This is a genomic window from Vibrio sp. 10N.239.312.D08, from assembly GCF_041466145.1.
GTDB classification, from domain to species: Bacteria; Pseudomonadota; Gammaproteobacteria; order Enterobacterales; family Vibrionaceae; genus Vibrio; species Vibrio crassostreae_C.
The window spans coordinates 56,002-71,287 of sequence record NZ_JBFSSD010000028.1 but is presented as its reverse complement, the minus strand read 5'-3'; the positions used below and the strand labels follow the sequence as shown (position 1 = coordinate 71,287).

Genomic DNA, 15,286 nt, shown 5'->3' with positions numbered 1-15,286 from the left:
CCAGAGCCAGAGCCAGAGCCAGAGCCAGAGCCAGAGCCAGAGCCAGAGCCAGAGCGCCAATTTTCGAGTCACCACTCAAGCTACGCAGAAATACGCGCGGCTGAGTTTGAGGTTCCTAACCTTGAAGATGTTCAGAAACTACTCAGCCGTTTAGAGGCGACCAATGTTGTTGATGAACTGAACCTTGATGAGTTGATGGATCAGAACACCCAGAAAATCGCCCAGCAAGCAGACATGCAAATGTTTGATGCCGCGGTTGAGTCTGTTCAAGTGTTCGAAGAGCCAGAGATTCAGGATTGGAATCTTCCAGAACCCGATTTATCAATTGTTGTAGAGCCACCTGTTGAATCGCAGCAAATTGAAGAGTTACAAGCTGAATCGTTGGAGACGGAACAAGTAGAAGTTAAGGCTGTTGAGCCTGAACTTGATGTTCCTGATCCCGAGACAGTTATTGAACCCGAAACTCAAGCAGGAGGTGCTGACCAGTTTACCTCTTGGGAAAGTACGGTTCGCAAAGAAGACTTTCAAGTCTTGTATTTTGATGTAAACGGCGTGACCTTTGCGGTGCCACTTGATGAGCTTGGCGGCATCCATCGCCTTGAAGAGTTAAGTCATATCATTGGTAAGCCAGCTTGGTATTTGGGTTTACAAACCAACCGTGATAGTCAGCTAGATGTGGTCGACACCGCAAAATGGGTGATGTCTGAGAAACTATCAGGTGACGAATACAAAGAAAACTATCAATATATAGTGATGCTTGGAGAGAGCTTGTGGGGCCTGGCGGGCACAGAGCTCAAAGGCACCGAGCTACTTAATACAGACAAAGTACGTTGGCGAGAAATGGCAGGGAAACGCCCATGGCTCGCTGGTATGGTAAAAGAAAAAATGTGTGCTTTGATTCATGTTGAAGCATTAATCGCCATGCTAAACGCAGGGCTAGATGTAAAAGCATTAAGCTAGTAATAAGCATTGGGCTAACAATAAGCATCAAGTTAATAATAGTGGTCGGTAACGACGGCAAGAGGATTATCTATGTCTCATATGAGTGAAGTTGAAGTAAGAAAAGAGCAAACGAATGATGAAGTACTTCAATGGGTGACTTTCCAGCTAGAAGAAGAAACTTACGGCATCAACGTAATGCAAGTACGTGAAGTACTACGTTACAGCGAAATTGCTCCAGTACCGGGTGCTCCAGATTACGTTCTAGGTATTATTAACCTACGTGGTAACGTTGTTACTGTTATCGACACTCGTTCTCGCTTTGGTTTGATGCAAGGTGAAATCACAGACAACACTCGTATCATCGTTATTGAATCTGAGCGTCAAGTAATTGGCATTCTAGTAGATAGCGTTGCTGAAGTGGTTTACCTGCGTTCTTCTGAAATCGACACAACGCCAAGTGTTGGTACTGATGAAAGTGCTAAGTTCATCCAAGGTGTAAGTAACCGAGATGGCAAGCTACTTATCTTAGTAGATCTAAACAAACTACTAAGCGAAGACGAATGGGATGAGATGGCTCACCTGTAATGTTTGAAGCTCTTCCTTTAAGCCCTGTCGCTCTGATATCAGGCGTTGGGGTTTTTACGTTATTTATCCTGATTTTGATTAGCAAAGTAAAACGTGCGATTCAAAAGCAGCTCGATCAGTCACGCCTGCAAGTTCGTAACTTGGACAAAGAGCTTCAAAAATCGAGTAAGCAATTACTTGAGGTTCGCTCTGTTGTGGTTGGCCTTGGCCAGAAAGTGACTGAACAACAAGATCTTATCAAACATTTGAATGAACGTATTGTTGAGCTGGAACATGCGGATACCGATGGACGTTTGTACACACGTGCAACGAAAATGGTTCAGCTTGGCGCTGGGATTAACGAGTTAATTGAAGAATGTGAATTACCCAAAGCAGAAGCTGAGCTGATGATGTCTCTGCAGAACAAGCTTGCTGGTAAAGAGAAAATTCCTTCATTACGAAGCGACCCTTCATCGTACGATCAGCACCCCGATGCCTCTCGCGATCGCAGAGCCCCGCCTCGACGTCGTTAAATTGAGCGCTTAATTCGTATTGAGCAATTGATGTTTATTACGTATTCCTCTTAAAAGAAGCTTCGGCTTCTTTTTTTATGCCTGTCCGATCTATATAGAACGATGTTTATAAGTGCTTGTATCTACGACAATATCTTGTTTGTTGATGAAAATGTGTAAATTGTGATGAGGTGGTAACAGTTTCTTACCGACTTTGTTCTATCGAAAACGCCTAGTCCTGTTTTGTCACCATGTTGGTGTGCTACTATAGCGCTCTCATTACTCGACTAAATTTACCTATGCTAGAAGTCTCAAATTTAACTGCTATTCGTGACGACAGGATTCTGTTTGAATCGTTGTCTTTTCAATTGAAACCAGGTGAGCTGGTTCAAGTTGAAGGTCGTAACGGTACCGGGAAAACGACACTCCTTAGGATTATTACTGGCTTAGGCGATCGCGATGACGGCACTATCTCTTGGGACGGTGAGTCTATTGAATCGAGTCGAGATGTTTATCATCAAAATTTACTTTTTCTTGGTCACCAAACAGGCGTAAAGCGCGAGCTTAGTGCTTATGAGAATCTGAGCTTTTATCAGTCGATTCACAGTGGCGGTACCAGCAAAGAAGAGCTTTATCACGCGCTGGCTCAAGTCGGGCTTGCGGGCAGAGAAGACGTACCTGCGGGGCAACTTTCAGCAGGCCAACAACGCCGAGTTGCGTTGGCTCGCCTTTGGTTGAGCAAGCAAATGTTGTGGATTCTTGATGAGCCGCTGACTGCCATTGATAAGCAGGGCGTGAAAGTTCTCGAATCTCTTTTTTCTCAGCATGCAGACAACGGTGGCATTGTGTTGTTAACCACACACCAAGATATGTTTGCTGATAGCCCGAAACTAAGAAAAATAAAGTTGGGTGAGTAATATGATCTCTTCAATGACCACGATTATCCGACGCGAACTGCTTATCGCGTTTCGACGTCAAGCGGATATCTTTAACCCTTTGTGGTTCTTCATCATTGTTATCACGCTTTTCCCTTTGAGTATTGGCCCAGAGCCAAACCTACTTGCGCGTATTGCTGCGGGTATTGTTTGGGTGGCCGCTTTGCTCTCTGCATTGCTCTCTTTAGAGCGTCTTTTCCGTGATGATTTTCAAGATGGCGCCCTTGAACAGATGATGCTGATGCCAATCCCGTTGCAGTTGGTAGTATTGTCCAAAGTCATAGCACACTGGTTGTTGACCGGGTTACCATTGATTTTAATCAGCCCATTATTGGCTGTTTTGTTGTCTTTAGATTTTGATACATGGCTCTCAGTTGTGTTGACCTTGCTGGTAGGAACACCCGCATTGAGTTTTATTGGTGCGATTGGTGTTGCGTTAACCGTTGGGTTACAGAAGGGCGGAGTCCTGTTAAGCCTGTTAATCTTGCCGCTTTACATCCCCATTTTAATCTTCGCGACGTCAGCAATTGACGCTGCGGCTTTGGGCGTTGCATACAACGGTCAATTGGCGGTGCTTGGGGCAATGTTAATGGGTGCGATGACTATGACGCCTTTTGCGATCAGTGCCGCACTTAGAGTAAGTGTTAACTGATTGGGGTTCCGTTATCGTATAGCCAATGTGAACCAAATGTGTCGATTGGACTCATAGAGTCAATAAAACTGAAAGCAAGACAAATAAAATTATTATAATTATAGCTTTAATAGCTGTAAGCAATATGAAGTAAGAGTGAGATTACAACATGTGGAAATGGCTCCATCCCTATGCCAAAGCAGAAACCTCTTATCAGCTTGCTGGTAAACTTTTGCCATGGTTTTCGATCCTAGCGCTATTGTGTCTATCCGTCGGTACCGTGTGGGGGCTTGCATTTGCGCCTTCTGATTACCAACAAGGCGATAGCTTCCGTATCATCTACATCCATGTTCCGTCTGCAATCTGGTCGATGGGCGTTTACATGTCGATGGCGATTGCTGCCTTTATCGGTTTGGTATGGCAGGTAAGGCTATCAGACATGGCCGCACTGGCGATGGCACCGATTGGCGCTGTGTTTACCTTCATTGCGTTACTAACTGGCGCAGTTTGGGGTAAACCAATGTGGGGTGCTTGGTGGGTTTGGGATGCGCGTTTAACCTCAGAGCTGATTCTTCTATTCCTATACTTGGGTGTGATCGCACTACACCACGCTTTTGACGACCAAAAAACAGCAGCGAAAGCGGCAGGCATTTTGGCTATCGTTGGTGTCATCAACCTCCCTATCATTCACTTCTCTGTAGAGTGGTGGAATACACTTCATCAAGGCGCGACCATTACTAAGTTCGCAAAACCTTCGATCTCAAGTGACATGCTATGGCCGCTTCTTCTTAACATCTTCGGCTTCGCTTTCTTCTTTGGCGCTTTAACCATGATTCGTTTCCGTAACGAAATCATCAGTAAAGAAAGTCACCGTCCATGGGTTCGCAAGCTTGCGGCTGAAAAAGCGTAGTAGGGTAGGTAATTATGTATTTTGAATCTTTGAGTGATTTCTTAGCCATGGGAGGTTATGCCTCGTATGTCTGGAGTGCATTTGGAATCACATTCCTCGCGATGATCATTTTACTGGTCGTAAGCGTTCGTCGTGGTAAGCAATTACTAAATGAAGTACAAGCTAAGATTGATCGTCAAGCTCGTATCGATGCAGCAAAAAATATGGAGAACACTCTATGAACCCAAGACGTAAAAAGAGGCTGGGCATTGTCTTAGCGATCTTTTTTGGTATCAGTGCGACTGTTGGATTGATGGTTTACGCACTTAACCAGAACATGGATCTGTTCTACACACCAACTGAGCTGGTCAACGGCAAAGATGGTAAAAAGCCTGAAGTTGGTCAACGCCTACGTATTGGTGGCATGGTCGTAGTCGGCTCTGTAAGCCGTGACAATGAATCACTACGTGTAAGCTTTGATTTGCAAGATGTAGGCCCTAAAGTAACAATTCTATACGATGGCATCCTTCCTGATCTTTTCCGTGAAGGCCAAGGTATTGTTGCTCAGGGTGTTCTTAAAAATGCAACGACAATCGAAGCGTTTGAGGTGTTGGCAAAGCACGATGAAGAGTACATGCCTTCTGAAGTTGCGGAAGCAATGAAGAAAACCCATGAGCCTTTGCAATACACGACTGAACAAAAAGAAGGAAATGCTCAATGATAGCCGAGATCGGCCATTTTGCGATGATCCTGTCCTTGGGACTTGCATTGCTGCTAAGCGTGCTCCCACTGTATGGAGCCGCTCGAAATAACACATTATTGATGAACAGCGCACGACCGTTGTCGTGGGGTATGTTCGGATTCTTAGCGATTTCGTTCTTTATCCTGTGTTACGCGTTCTACACAAATGATTTTACGATTCAATACGTAGCAAGTAACTCGAATAGCCAACTGCCTTGGTACTACCGAATTACGGCGGTTTGGGGCGCTCACGAAGGTTCATTACTGCTTTGGGTTCTTATCCAAGCGGGTTGGACGGTTGCTGTAGCGACGTTTAGTCGTGGTATGCCTCAAGAGTCTGTGGCTCGCGTACTGGCTATCATGGGTTTGATTACTGTCGGCTTCTTGCTGTTCATTATCGTAACGTCTAACCCGTTCCTACGTACATTGCCTTTCTTCCCTGTAGATGGCCGTGACTTGAACCCACTACTGCAAGACCCGGGTTTGATTATTCACCCGCCAATGCTTTACATGGGTTATGTAGGTTTCTCTGTTGCGTTCTCTTTTGCAATCGCTTCTCTAATGAGTGGTCGTCTTGATACGGCATGGGCTCGTTGGTCGCGTCCTTGGACAATCGCAGCTTGGTTATTCCTAACGGTAGGTATCGCACTAGGTTCATGGTGGGCTTACTACGAACTTGGCTGGGGTGGCTGGTGGTTCTGGGATCCAGTAGAAAACGCTTCATTCATGCCTTGGTTGGCTGGTACTGCTCTAATGCACTCACTAGCGGTAACTGAAAAGCGTGGCACATTTAAAGCTTGGACAGTATTGCTGGCTATCTCTGCATTCTCGCTAAGCTTACTAGGGACATTCTTAGTTCGTTCGGGCATCTTGGTATCTGTTCACGCATTCGCGTCGGATCCTGCTCGTGGTATGTTTATTCTAGGTTTCCTAGTCTTTGTTATTGGTGGTTCACTGCTGTTGTTCGCGGTTAAAGGCGCATCGGTTCGTGTTCGCGGTAACTTCGATTTGGTTTCTCGTGAAAACGCACTGCTTGGTAACAACATCTTATTGATTGCAGCGCTTGTCGTTGTATTAGTCGGTACGCTACTGCCATTAGTTCACAAACAGTTAGGCTTGGGCTCGGTATCTATCGGTGCACCATTCTTTGACATGTTGTTCTTTTGGTTAATGATCCCGTTCTCGTTCCTGCTTGGTATCGGTCCTCTGATCCGCTGGAAACGTGACAACCTATCTAAGCTTGTTAAACCAATGCTGATTTCAGGTGCATTCTCACTTGGCTTGAGTGCGCTAATGGTTGCTCTATTGGCCGACCGCTTCAGTGGTACTGCGTTTGCTGGTTGGGTAATGGCGTTCTGGATTATCTTCATGCACGGCTTTGAGTTGCATGAACGTGCGACTCACCGTCACACATTCCTGAAAGGTCTAACTAAGCTACCTCGAAGCCACTGGGCAATGATGTGTGGTCACATTGGTTTAGCCGTGACAGTGATTGGTATCGCGATGGTGCAAAACTACAGCATCGAACGTGATGTGCGTCTGGCGCCAGGTGAAAGCTACCAGCTTGAAGAATACAGCTTCCTGTTTACAGGGGTTCGTGACAAAGATGGTCCTAACTACGATGGTTACATTGCTGACTTTGAAATTACTAAAGAAGGCAAATACATCAACACGCTCCACGCTGAAAAACGTTTCTACACCACAGCTAAGTCTATGATGACAGAAGCAGCGATTGACCGTGGCGTAACGCGCGACCTTTACATTGCAATGGGTGAACGTTTAGACGACAACAAATCTTGGGCTGTACGTATCTACTACAAACCATTTGTACGTTGGATCTGGGCAGGTTCTTTGATTATGTCGATTGGTGGCGCTATTGCTATCAGTGACCGTCGTTACCGTTTCCGTAAGCCAATCAAAAAGTCGGCTGAAGAGCAGGAGGCTTAATTCGAATGAACAAGAAGATTTTATTCATTCCATTGATTGCGTTCATGGTTCTAGCTGGAATCTTTGCAACGCAATTAATGCGCAACCAGTCGGGCGATGACCCAACTAAGCTAGAATCCGTATTGATTGGTAAGCCTGTTCCTGAGTTTGGTCTAGAAGACTTAGAACAACCAGGTAAGTTTCATGATCAAGCGATCTTTAAAGGCGAGCCACTGCTTCTTAACGTGTGGGCGACTTGGTGTCCTACTTGTTATGCAGAGCACTCTTACCTGAACAAGCTTGCGGATCAAGGCGTTAAGATCATTGGTCTTAACTACAAAGATGATCGCAACAAAGCGGTTGGTTGGCTAAAAGAGTTGGGTAACCCGTACCTAATTAGCCTGTTTGATGGTAATGGCATGCTAGGCCTTGACCTTGGCGTGTATGGCGCGCCTGAAACTTTCCTAATCGATGCTAACGGCGTAGTTCGCTACCGCCATGTTGGTGACGTGAACCCAACCAACTGGGCATCGACGCTTGAGCCGATGTATCAAGAGTTGTTGGAGGAATCGAAATGATTAGAAAGGCACTGATTACTCTATTCGCTACGTTCGCAATTTCAGCGACTGTTTCTGCTGCGCCTATCGAGTTCCATGAATTTGATACCGTAGATCAAGAACAGCAGTTCAAAGAGTTGAGTAATACGCTACGTTGCCCTAAATGTCAGAACAACACGATTGGTGATTCGAATGCTGAGCTAGCGGTCGACTTACGCCAAAAAGTGTACGAGATGACAAAAGACGGCAAGTCTGAGCAAGAAATTATTGATTACATGATTGCTCGTTACGGTAACTTTGTAACGTACAACCCGCCACTGACCTTAGCTACATCGATCCTTTGGATTGGTCCGTTTGCGGTTGTTGTGTTTGGATTTGGTTTGATTATTTTACGAAGCAGAAAGTCAAAATCAAAAGCAGCAGTAGAGTCAGATAAAGACTGGGATGCAGACAAAGAAGCTCGCTTAAAAGCGTTACTCGATGAAGAGAACGACGGAGATAAGAAGTAATGACTCTATTTTGGATTTCTACCATTATCCTTTCGCTAGCGGCAATTTTCTTAATTGTTCTGCCTTTCATTAACAAGAAGGCAAACAATGACGAGATGCTTCGCGACGAGTTGAATAAAGCGTTCTATAAAGACCGTCTTGTCGAGTTAGAAGTAGAAGCAGAGGAAGGTCTTGTTGATAACCAACAAGAACTGATCGCTGATTTGAAACAGTCTCTGCTTGATGATGTTCCTGCACAAGAAGAGATGAAGAAGACTCAAATCTCTACGCTTGGTGTGGTTGTGCCGTCGATCATTCTTGTCGTCGTTGTGACTTATGGTATGTACTTTAAGTTCGGTGCGTTGGACAAAGTTCAACACTGGCAAGAAGTGAGCTCGAACCTTCCTGAATTGTCTAAAAAGCTAATGTCATCGGAAGGTGGTGCACTAACGGATGATGAGTTGGAAGATTTGACTCTAGCGCTTCGTACTCGTCTGCATTACCAACCAAAAGATTCAACAGGTTGGTTGCTACTCGGTCGTATTGCACTGGCTAACCGCGACGCTGAAACAGCAAAAGATTCTATGGAACGAGCTTACAAGCTTGAACCTAAGAATGAAGATGTTCAGTTAGGTTTCGCACAAGCACTGATGCTTTCTCCTGATGAAGCTGATCAAAACCAAGCTCGTTTGATTTTGAGCCGTTTGATTCAAAACGATTACGTTGACCTTCGTGTGTTCTCACTGCTTGCGTTTGATGCGTTTGAGCGTCAAGACTACCCAGGTGCGGTGAAGTACTGGAGCATCATGCAGCAGATGATTGGTCCACAAGACAGTCGCTATGAAATGCTTTCGCGCAGTATTGAAAGTGCTCAGAAGAAAATGGGCGACAATATGGGTGTCGACCAAGGTAAGACTGTTGCTGTAACGCTCGATCTATCTGCAGACGTGAATGCTGACCCTAACTCAGTGTTAATTGTTTCAGTACACAGAGCAGATGGTTCTCCAATGCCTATCGCAGCCGCTCGTTACCCACTAGGGACTTTCCCTCGTACTGTTGTTCTAGATGACGGCAACAGCATGCTGGAAGGACAAGAGCTGTCTAGCCTTGAAACTCTGATGGTTAGAGCTAGGCTTGATACAGACGGCAACGTTTCAACTCGCGAAGGCGATTGGTACGGTGAAAGTGAAGTGGTTGAACTGGGTGCTCCAGTTACCATTGATATCAATAAGCAATATTAATCATCACTTTGCATAGGTGTTAGCTATTCCGATTTGCAGATAAACGGTATAGACTTAGCCAAACAATTGAGGCCAGCGATTGCTGGCCTTTTTTATTATTTGAATTCCTTATGGAAAAGGTGATATGTCTGTCAGTGTTTTAAGACTCTCGAGTTTACTTTTTATCGCAAGCTTAACGGTTGGGTGTTCAAGTGCGCCGGACGAAAGTGTTGACGATGATAACCTCGAAACCTCTGAATACGTCGAAGAGTCCCACCCGAATGATCCTTTTGAAGGCTTCAACCGAGCGATGTGGGATATCAACTACGAATATCTAGATCCTTATTTAGTTCGCCCTGTTTCCCTCGCTTATGTTGACTACACCCCTGTGCCAGTACGTTCTGGTATATCCAATTTTCTAGCCAATTTAGACGAACCATCAAGCATGGTGAATAACCTTATTATGGGCAATGGTGAAAAAGCACTCGACCATTTCAATCGTTTTTGGATTAACTCAACGATTGGTTTGTTAGGCTTAATCGATATTGCCAGCGAAGCGGGGATCACCAAATACGATGATAAGTCGTTCTCTGATGCGATTGGTCATTACGGGGTAGGGAATGGTCCCTACTTCATGGTGCCGGGTTATGGCCCAATAACAACGCGTGAAGTAACTGAAACCGTTGATGGTATGTATGTGCCTCTGTCTTTCTTGAACTTCTGGGCTAGCTTAGGAAAGTGGGCATTCGAAGGCATGGAAACTCGTGCTCAGTTAGTGTCACAAGAAGCGCTGTTGGATAGCTCTCCTGATCCATATGCATTAACGCGTGATGTTTACATTCAACGTCGTGATTTCAAAGCCGAGATTGAACCTGAAGAGGTCGACCTTGAAGAAGAAGATTTCATCGATGGTTATCTAGAAGATTACTAGAAACACGATTTAGAAAACCGATAAAAGACAGGCTCGATGTTGATGCAACATCGAGCCTTTTTAATATTTTCTACTTTTAGGGCGGTAGATTAGAAGCGGTAGTTCGCTTGGATGCCCACTAACCAGATGCTACCAGTCACTTCACCTTCGAAGTCACCACCAAATGGCGCAGAACTTGCGTCATCTTCAACCATTTTTGCGTCTTTCGCTAGGATGTAAGTGAAACCAGCATCTAGAGTTAGTTGCTCAGACCATTGATAGCCAGCACCAATACTCAACCAAGTGCGGTCTGTTTCCGGAATCGTCGCAGTACGGTGTTCATCGCTTACCGCTGAAGTGTCGTACGCAATACCAGAGCGCAGAGCTAACTTAGGTGTCATTTGGTAAGTTGTACCGATCGCAAAGCGGTAGTTGTCTTCCCAGTTCTCTTGCTTGATATCTTGAGTTCGAGCAGGACCGAATTCAGGGATGTCAGCTACTAGTTCTTCAAAGCTACTCCAATTAGTCCAGTTAACGCTCGCATGTACAGCGACTTTATCTGATAGTTGATGGAAGCTTGCAAGCTCGGCGGTTGCTGGCAATGCAAGTTGCATTGAGCCGTTATATTTTGACTTCACAGGAGTACCTAAAGCGCCAGCAACAGCATCAAAAGCGACACCATTTGCGTGGCCCTCAAGCGTTAGGTCTACTTCTGACTTGTAGGTAAAACCAAGGCGGTTGTTTTCATTGATCTGCCAAGCGGTACCAACTTGCCAGCCCCACGCTGTGTCATCACCTTCCATGTATTTTAAAGCTGTACCTTGAGGCATAGGAACTAGAGAGTTAACTGTAGATACCGCTCCAAAGCTACCTTCAGCCATGATGTAACGAATACCACCACCAATAGATACGCTTTCAAGTACTTGGTATGCCGCGTTTAAGTTTAGCTCCATTGTGGTAACACTGGCTTCGTTACCGTGGTTTGCGCCACCAAAGTCTTTACCTAGGTCTGTTTCCATACCGTAGTTAGTGCCAGCAGCAAAGCCTAATGCGAACTTGTCGTTGTACTTATGAGAAACATAAAAGTTTGGGATTACTGCACTGTGCGCAAAATCGCTAGAATTTGACGAAGTAGATTGTCCCATCATGGACGTAGAAGTACCGTCGATATCGATGTTAGGGTCAACATAGATAGCACCAACAGAAACCTGAGTACCTTCTAGGTAAGTCAGCATGGCAGGGTTACGCCATTGTGCGTTTGCGCCGTCAGCCATTGCAGCTTCACCAGCGTATGCGCGGCCAAGGCCTGTTGCTGAGTATTCTGCTAGTTGAAAACCTGCCGCGTGAGTGACGGTAGAAGTCGAAAGTAGTCCAACTGCCACTGCAGCAGATAGAAGAGTCTTATTCATTTTCATTATTATGTTCGCTGAATCATAAGTATTTAGTGGCGTGATTCTACGTTTAGAGTCATTACTTTAAAAATGAAATTCGAATAAAACAGTGTTTTAGGGATTTAATGAGTAAATGTGTTTAATTATTAGAGAAATAATCTAAATGTTTCTGCTGTGTTGCGAAGTTTGAGCGTACACTTGTAGTCATATATTGACCTTGCAGGCTACAGTTGTAAGCTTAAATTGATGTAGGTCAGTGGTTTAGGCAATAAAAAAGGGTCGCATTATGCGACCCTTTGAGGTTTATAACCTAGCTTTTATTAGAAGCTACGGCTGTACTGTAGACCCATTAGGATTGCATCTGCACGAGTTGTTGCTGAAATTGACGAAACAACAGAAGTTGATTCATTAACTTTAACATCGTCGCCCATTAAGTATGTGAAACCAAAGTCTACGTTTGACGCTTCGTTGATGTGGTATGTGAAACCAGCTGAGAACCATTGGCGATCTGAATCTGGCACTGAAACTGAAGTTACTTCATCTTGTGCGCTAGTGTCATACATGTAGCCGGCACGAAGTGTCCAATCACGATTCATGTAATATGTACCACCTAGAGAGTAGTGCATACCATTTTGCCATTCGTAATTATTTAGAACACCCGCTTTTTCTGCTTCTAGCTTGTCAAATGAGCTCCAACCAATCCATTGTACTGAATAGTGAACCGCGAATTTAGTATCTTCGATTTTGTGAAAGCCAGAGAACTCAACAATATCAGGTAGAGGCATATAAAGAGTATCATCTTTATATTCAGTGCCTTGGTAACTGATATCTCCTTCAGCTTCAAGTTTCGGAGAGTAGTGATAAGCCAAACCAAAACGGTTGTTTTCATTCAATTCGAAAACAGTACCAAGGTTAAAGCCAACAGCCCAGCCATCTGCTTCAGCGTCAAGAACGGTTTGTCCTGCTTGAGGTAGCAATGGGCTAGGTGGAGTACCAACTTCTGAACTCATTGTTCGTTTCAGCTCGCCTTTACCGTAAATAAGATCAAGGCCAGCGCCGAAGCTCCATTGATCGTTTAAACGGTACGAACCAGCTAGGCCAAAGTTAACACTTTTTACATCTGTAAGACCGCCGTATTCACCACCCACATAGCTATCGCTGAACTCAGTTTTTGTACCAAAGTTCGAATAAGCATTGAAGCCTACAGCAAATTTTTCGTTGATAGGAACAATAAGGTGAATATTTGGAGCTATAGAAGTATCGCCAGCATCGTCATAGTCAGCATTGCTAGAATTACCGCCCATGAAGCCTGTGTAAGTAGCATCCTTGACTTCAATCATAGAAGTGATGCTTTCAAAACCAAGAGATAGTTCAGTTTTGTCAAACAGTGCCATTGCCGCAGGGTTACGTGCCATTACTGACGCGTTATCTGCGATTACTGCATCACCAGCGAAAGCACGGCCGATACCGGTAGCTGATTGTGCGTTAAGTTGGAAACCTGCTGCCATCGCTTGCGAAGACGCCAGTGTAATTGTTACTGCTAAAAGAGACTTTTTAAACAGACGCGTGTTGTTGGTAGTCATTCATTTATTCCTTTATATATCCGCCTCTACAGGGCGATTAATTTGAGCAATTGCTCAATGGTGGCTGATCCTATTCGCAAGTATACGATATACAAATCCGACCATTGGGAATTTTGAGTGGAAAATTATGGAAATGACGCCTATCTGGCACGAAAATGGTGTGAAATGCTGTTTTTTAGAGTTTTAACTCTAGAGGTATTGGTGGTGTGAATGGTTTTGTGGTTTATTTATAAATAAAGCCCAGCAATATCAGTAATATAATTGCTGGGCCTTTTGTGACGGGGCTTTAAGAGCGAATCAGCTCATTGGTTTGATCATTTTTGTCAGCTTTTCGGCGATTTTGGAAACATCCTCACCATTTTCACCCACAAGGATTAAGCTGCTGCCATCGACGGGGGTTACCGAGCCGGACATGCCTTTTTCATCAAAGTCGATAGGTTTGTCTGTCGGAATACCAGTTAAAAACAACGTTACTTTGCCTTTTGCGCCTTGGAAGACCATATGCACTGCGTTGGATTTACCAAAGCCACAGTGGTTTAGGTAATAGACGTGGTAAGGGAAAGCGTCATCAAACTGAAAAGCAAATGGGTTCATTTTTGCGTTGATCTGCTGCGATGTAACCTGTTCATCGATGCTACTAACAAAGCTCTTCTCATCAACAACATGCTTCATCGCTGTATCAACTAAACTAGCTTGCGCAGGTGAAACGAATGCATTTCCCCAATTCACTTGGCCAACTAATAAGCCTGCAACGAATGCTACCGAGGCAGCCATTGCCATTGCTCTTCTAGCAAATGTAGGCCTTACCACTTTGCTTTCTTCGCTTGAGGTCTGATTGAACAGAATGCGATCAGCAAGATCGTCTGGCACATCCACATTCATCGCAGAGTGGATCTGTTTATCAAGCGCTAGTACATCGTCTAAGAAGTTACTATTGGCTTCGCTATTCGCGGTCGCATCAACAATATCTTGTGTACGTTGTTTAGGTTCCGACAATACACGACGACGAAATTCCAAATCATCCATTATGTTGCCCCCTCTCTGCCTCTTCTGTATCCAACAGCTCTTTCAACTGATTTCGAGCTCTGAATAAACGTGTCATCACCGTGTTTTTGTTGAGATCGAGAATATCGGCAATCTCATCACCACTAAAACCACCAATCACTTGCAAGAAGAGAGGTTCACGGTAATCAATTTCAAGTTTCATGATCTGGGCTTGCAACCACTGATGCTGATGGTGCGGGTCATCACTGACACTAGCATCGTTACCGTGATCGTCGATATCAACCAGATCAAACTGTTTGCGTTCAAAACGTCGAGCGTTCTCGCGTCTCAAGATGGTAATCAGCCAAGATTTGGCGGCTTTTTCATCTTGAAGGCTATCGAGTGACTTCCATGCACGAAGGCAAGTTTCTTGAACTAAGTCTTCGGCAATGCTTTTGTCTTTGCATAACCAATAGGCGTAGCGAAAGAGGTCACGATGATAGGCGCGCACAAGTGCTTCGTATTTTCTTTGTTTGTCCATATCAGAGTTGACCGGACGCTTGGCTGTTTTCTTTCCAAACATTTTTATTATTGACACACGAGCCTCCATAATTGCTCTGCGTATAGCTGTCCTCTATACGTTGTGCTTCGTTTTTATATTTTTAGAGCTAACGATCGGCAGGAAATCGTAAAATCACATTAAAATTGATCTACTTCAAAATCTAAGGCCTCGAACCCGTTATAGTACACCTTGTCGTCTAGTTAGTCATTCGTGGCTAGCATGTTGAGCAAGACGACACTTCCTTTTGAAGGCTGACTTTACTTTCTCCTAATCAGGAAACTGATTATTTCAATTGGCGCTAAGTTAATTGCTTTATATACATTCCGACCACACAGCTTTGTGTGGTTTTTTTTGCCTCAAGAAAACCATTCCCTACACAGCGATAACAGTCTTTGCTTACAATAGTTTAGTCTCTTACGGCAACCTTTCCCCCAAAAAGGTTCGCCTGAAT

Annotated in this window: 17 protein-coding genes; 13 read left to right on the top strand and 4 right to left on the bottom strand. The window is 44.6% G+C overall.

What is annotated here, in order from left to right; translation table 11 throughout:
- The 13 genes from AB6D58_RS15525 to AB6D58_RS15465 form a co-directional block, all read left to right on the top strand.
- Positions 1-960 (top strand): chemotaxis protein CheW (locus AB6D58_RS15525; RefSeq protein WP_372132831.1); only part of this gene is annotated, 960 nt, incomplete at its 5' end.
- 72 nt (positions 961-1,032) lie between these two features.
- Complete coding sequence (locus AB6D58_RS15520; RefSeq protein WP_017064109.1) at positions 1,033-1,527, top strand: chemotaxis protein CheW; 495 nt, start codon at positions 1,033-1,035, stop codon at positions 1,525-1,527.
- Positions 1,527-2,039 (top strand): DUF2802 domain-containing protein, encoded by a 513-nt coding sequence (locus AB6D58_RS15515; RefSeq protein ID WP_372157726.1) that lies wholly within the window; start codon positions 1,527-1,529, stop codon positions 2,037-2,039. Before AB6D58_RS15520 ends, AB6D58_RS15515 begins: the two co-directional genes overlap by 1 nt.
- A gap of 278 nt (positions 2,040-2,317) precedes the next feature.
- Positions 2,318-2,935, top strand: coding sequence for a cytochrome c biogenesis heme-transporting ATPase CcmA (ccmA, locus tag AB6D58_RS15510; protein ID WP_017060659.1), 618 nt, complete (start codon positions 2,318-2,320; stop codon positions 2,933-2,935).
- A 1-nt stretch (position 2,936) separates the two neighbouring features.
- A complete protein-coding gene (gene ccmB, locus AB6D58_RS15505; protein ID WP_017060658.1) occupies positions 2,937-3,605 on the top strand; it encodes a heme exporter protein CcmB in 669 nt (222 codons plus the stop codon).
- Between the two features lie 148 nt (positions 3,606-3,753).
- Positions 3,754-4,494, top strand: a complete 741-nt coding sequence (locus AB6D58_RS15500; RefSeq protein WP_017068974.1) for a heme ABC transporter permease — start codon at positions 3,754-3,756, stop codon at positions 4,492-4,494.
- A 14-nt stretch (positions 4,495-4,508) separates the two neighbouring features.
- A complete protein-coding gene (gene ccmD / locus AB6D58_RS15495) occupies positions 4,509-4,715 on the top strand; it encodes a heme exporter protein CcmD (protein WP_017060656.1) in 207 nt (68 codons plus the stop codon).
- Entirely contained in the window at positions 4,712-5,194 is a 483-nt protein-coding gene (gene ccmE, locus AB6D58_RS15490) for a cytochrome c maturation protein CcmE (RefSeq protein WP_017064106.1), read from the top strand. Before ccmD ends, ccmE begins: the two co-directional genes overlap by 4 nt.
- Positions 5,191-7,161: a heme lyase CcmF/NrfE family subunit gene (locus tag AB6D58_RS15485; protein ID WP_371724540.1), complete on the top strand. Its 1,971-nt coding sequence runs from the start codon at positions 5,191-5,193 to the stop codon at positions 7,159-7,161. The genes ccmE and AB6D58_RS15485 overlap by 4 nt, the downstream gene beginning before the upstream one ends.
- A 5-nt stretch (positions 7,162-7,166) precedes the next feature.
- Complete coding sequence (locus AB6D58_RS15480; RefSeq protein WP_017060653.1) at positions 7,167-7,718, top strand: DsbE family thiol:disulfide interchange protein; 552 nt, start codon at positions 7,167-7,169, stop codon at positions 7,716-7,718.
- Entirely contained in the window at positions 7,715-8,206 is a 492-nt protein-coding gene (locus tag AB6D58_RS15475; protein WP_065583667.1) for a cytochrome c-type biogenesis protein, read from the top strand. Before AB6D58_RS15480 ends, AB6D58_RS15475 begins: the two co-directional genes overlap by 4 nt.
- Positions 8,206-9,426, top strand: coding sequence for a c-type cytochrome biogenesis protein CcmI (gene ccmI / locus AB6D58_RS15470; RefSeq protein WP_081230576.1), 1,221 nt, complete (start codon positions 8,206-8,208; stop codon positions 9,424-9,426). Before AB6D58_RS15475 ends, ccmI begins: the two co-directional genes overlap by 1 nt.
- Positions 9,427-9,550: 124 nt before the next feature.
- A complete protein-coding gene (locus tag AB6D58_RS15465; protein WP_372157722.1) occupies positions 9,551-10,336 on the top strand; it encodes a VacJ family lipoprotein in 786 nt (261 codons plus the stop codon).
- A gap of 89 nt (positions 10,337-10,425) precedes the next feature.
- Here AB6D58_RS15465 and AB6D58_RS15460 read toward each other — a convergent pair whose 3' ends face one another.
- The 4 genes from AB6D58_RS15460 to AB6D58_RS15445 all read right to left on the bottom strand — a co-directional run bounded on the left by AB6D58_RS15460 (position 10,426) and on the right by AB6D58_RS15445 (position 14,856).
- Positions 10,426-11,730 (bottom strand): outer membrane protein transport protein, encoded by a 1,305-nt coding sequence (locus AB6D58_RS15460; RefSeq protein ID WP_372157720.1) that lies wholly within the window; start codon positions 11,728-11,730, stop codon positions 10,426-10,428.
- A gap of 296 nt (positions 11,731-12,026) precedes the next feature.
- Positions 12,027-13,289 carry an outer membrane protein transport protein gene (locus AB6D58_RS15455; protein ID WP_372157718.1) on the bottom strand — a complete coding sequence of 421 codons (1,263 nt, stop codon included), beginning with the start codon at positions 13,287-13,289 and terminating at the stop codon, positions 12,027-12,029.
- Between the two features lie 297 nt (positions 13,290-13,586).
- Entirely contained in the window at positions 13,587-14,315 is a 729-nt protein-coding gene (locus AB6D58_RS15450) for a DUF3379 domain-containing protein (protein WP_017060647.1), read from the bottom strand.
- On the bottom strand, positions 14,308-14,856 hold the full coding sequence (locus AB6D58_RS15445; RefSeq protein ID WP_017060646.1) for a sigma-70 family RNA polymerase sigma factor: 549 nt from the start codon (positions 14,854-14,856) through the stop codon (positions 14,308-14,310). The genes AB6D58_RS15450 and AB6D58_RS15445 overlap by 8 nt, the downstream gene beginning before the upstream one ends.
- Between the last annotated feature and the right edge of the window lie 430 nt (positions 14,857-15,286).

Bases quoted from the DNA above. Each gene is read 5' to 3' on its own strand.
- AB6D58_RS15520 (WP_017064109.1), top strand. From the start codon at position 1,033: ATGTCTCATATGAGTGAAGTTGAAGTAAGAAAAGAGCAAACGAATGAT.
- AB6D58_RS15515 (WP_372157726.1), top strand. From the start codon at position 1,527: ATGTTTGAAGCTCTTCCTTTAAGCCCTGTCGCTCTGATATCAGGCGTT.
- ccmA (WP_017060659.1), top strand. From the start codon at position 2,318: ATGCTAGAAGTCTCAAATTTAACTGCTATTCGTGACGACAGGATTCTG.
- ccmB (WP_017060658.1), top strand. From the start codon at position 2,937: ATGATCTCTTCAATGACCACGATTATCCGACGCGAACTGCTTATCGCG.
- AB6D58_RS15500 (WP_017068974.1), top strand. From the start codon at position 3,754: ATGTGGAAATGGCTCCATCCCTATGCCAAAGCAGAAACCTCTTATCAG.
- ccmD (WP_017060656.1), top strand. From the start codon at position 4,509: ATGTATTTTGAATCTTTGAGTGATTTCTTAGCCATGGGAGGTTATGCC.
- ccmE (WP_017064106.1), top strand. From the start codon at position 4,712: ATGAACCCAAGACGTAAAAAGAGGCTGGGCATTGTCTTAGCGATCTTT.
- AB6D58_RS15485 (WP_371724540.1), top strand. From the start codon at position 5,191: ATGATAGCCGAGATCGGCCATTTTGCGATGATCCTGTCCTTGGGACTT.
- AB6D58_RS15480 (WP_017060653.1), top strand. From the start codon at position 7,167: ATGAACAAGAAGATTTTATTCATTCCATTGATTGCGTTCATGGTTCTA.
- AB6D58_RS15475 (WP_065583667.1), top strand. From the start codon at position 7,715: ATGATTAGAAAGGCACTGATTACTCTATTCGCTACGTTCGCAATTTCA.
- ccmI (WP_081230576.1), top strand. From the start codon at position 8,206: ATGACTCTATTTTGGATTTCTACCATTATCCTTTCGCTAGCGGCAATT.
- AB6D58_RS15465 (WP_372157722.1), top strand. From the start codon at position 9,551: ATGTCTGTCAGTGTTTTAAGACTCTCGAGTTTACTTTTTATCGCAAGC.
- AB6D58_RS15460 (WP_372157720.1), bottom strand. From the start codon at position 11,730: ATGAAAATGAATAAGACTCTTCTATCTGCTGCAGTGGCAGTTGGACTA.
- AB6D58_RS15455 (WP_372157718.1), bottom strand. From the start codon at position 13,289: ATGACTACCAACAACACGCGTCTGTTTAAAAAGTCTCTTTTAGCAGTA.
- AB6D58_RS15450 (WP_017060647.1), bottom strand. From the start codon at position 14,315: ATGGATGATTTGGAATTTCGTCGTCGTGTATTGTCGGAACCTAAACAA.
- AB6D58_RS15445 (WP_017060646.1), bottom strand. From the start codon at position 14,856: ATGTTTGGAAAGAAAACAGCCAAGCGTCCGGTCAACTCTGATATGGAC.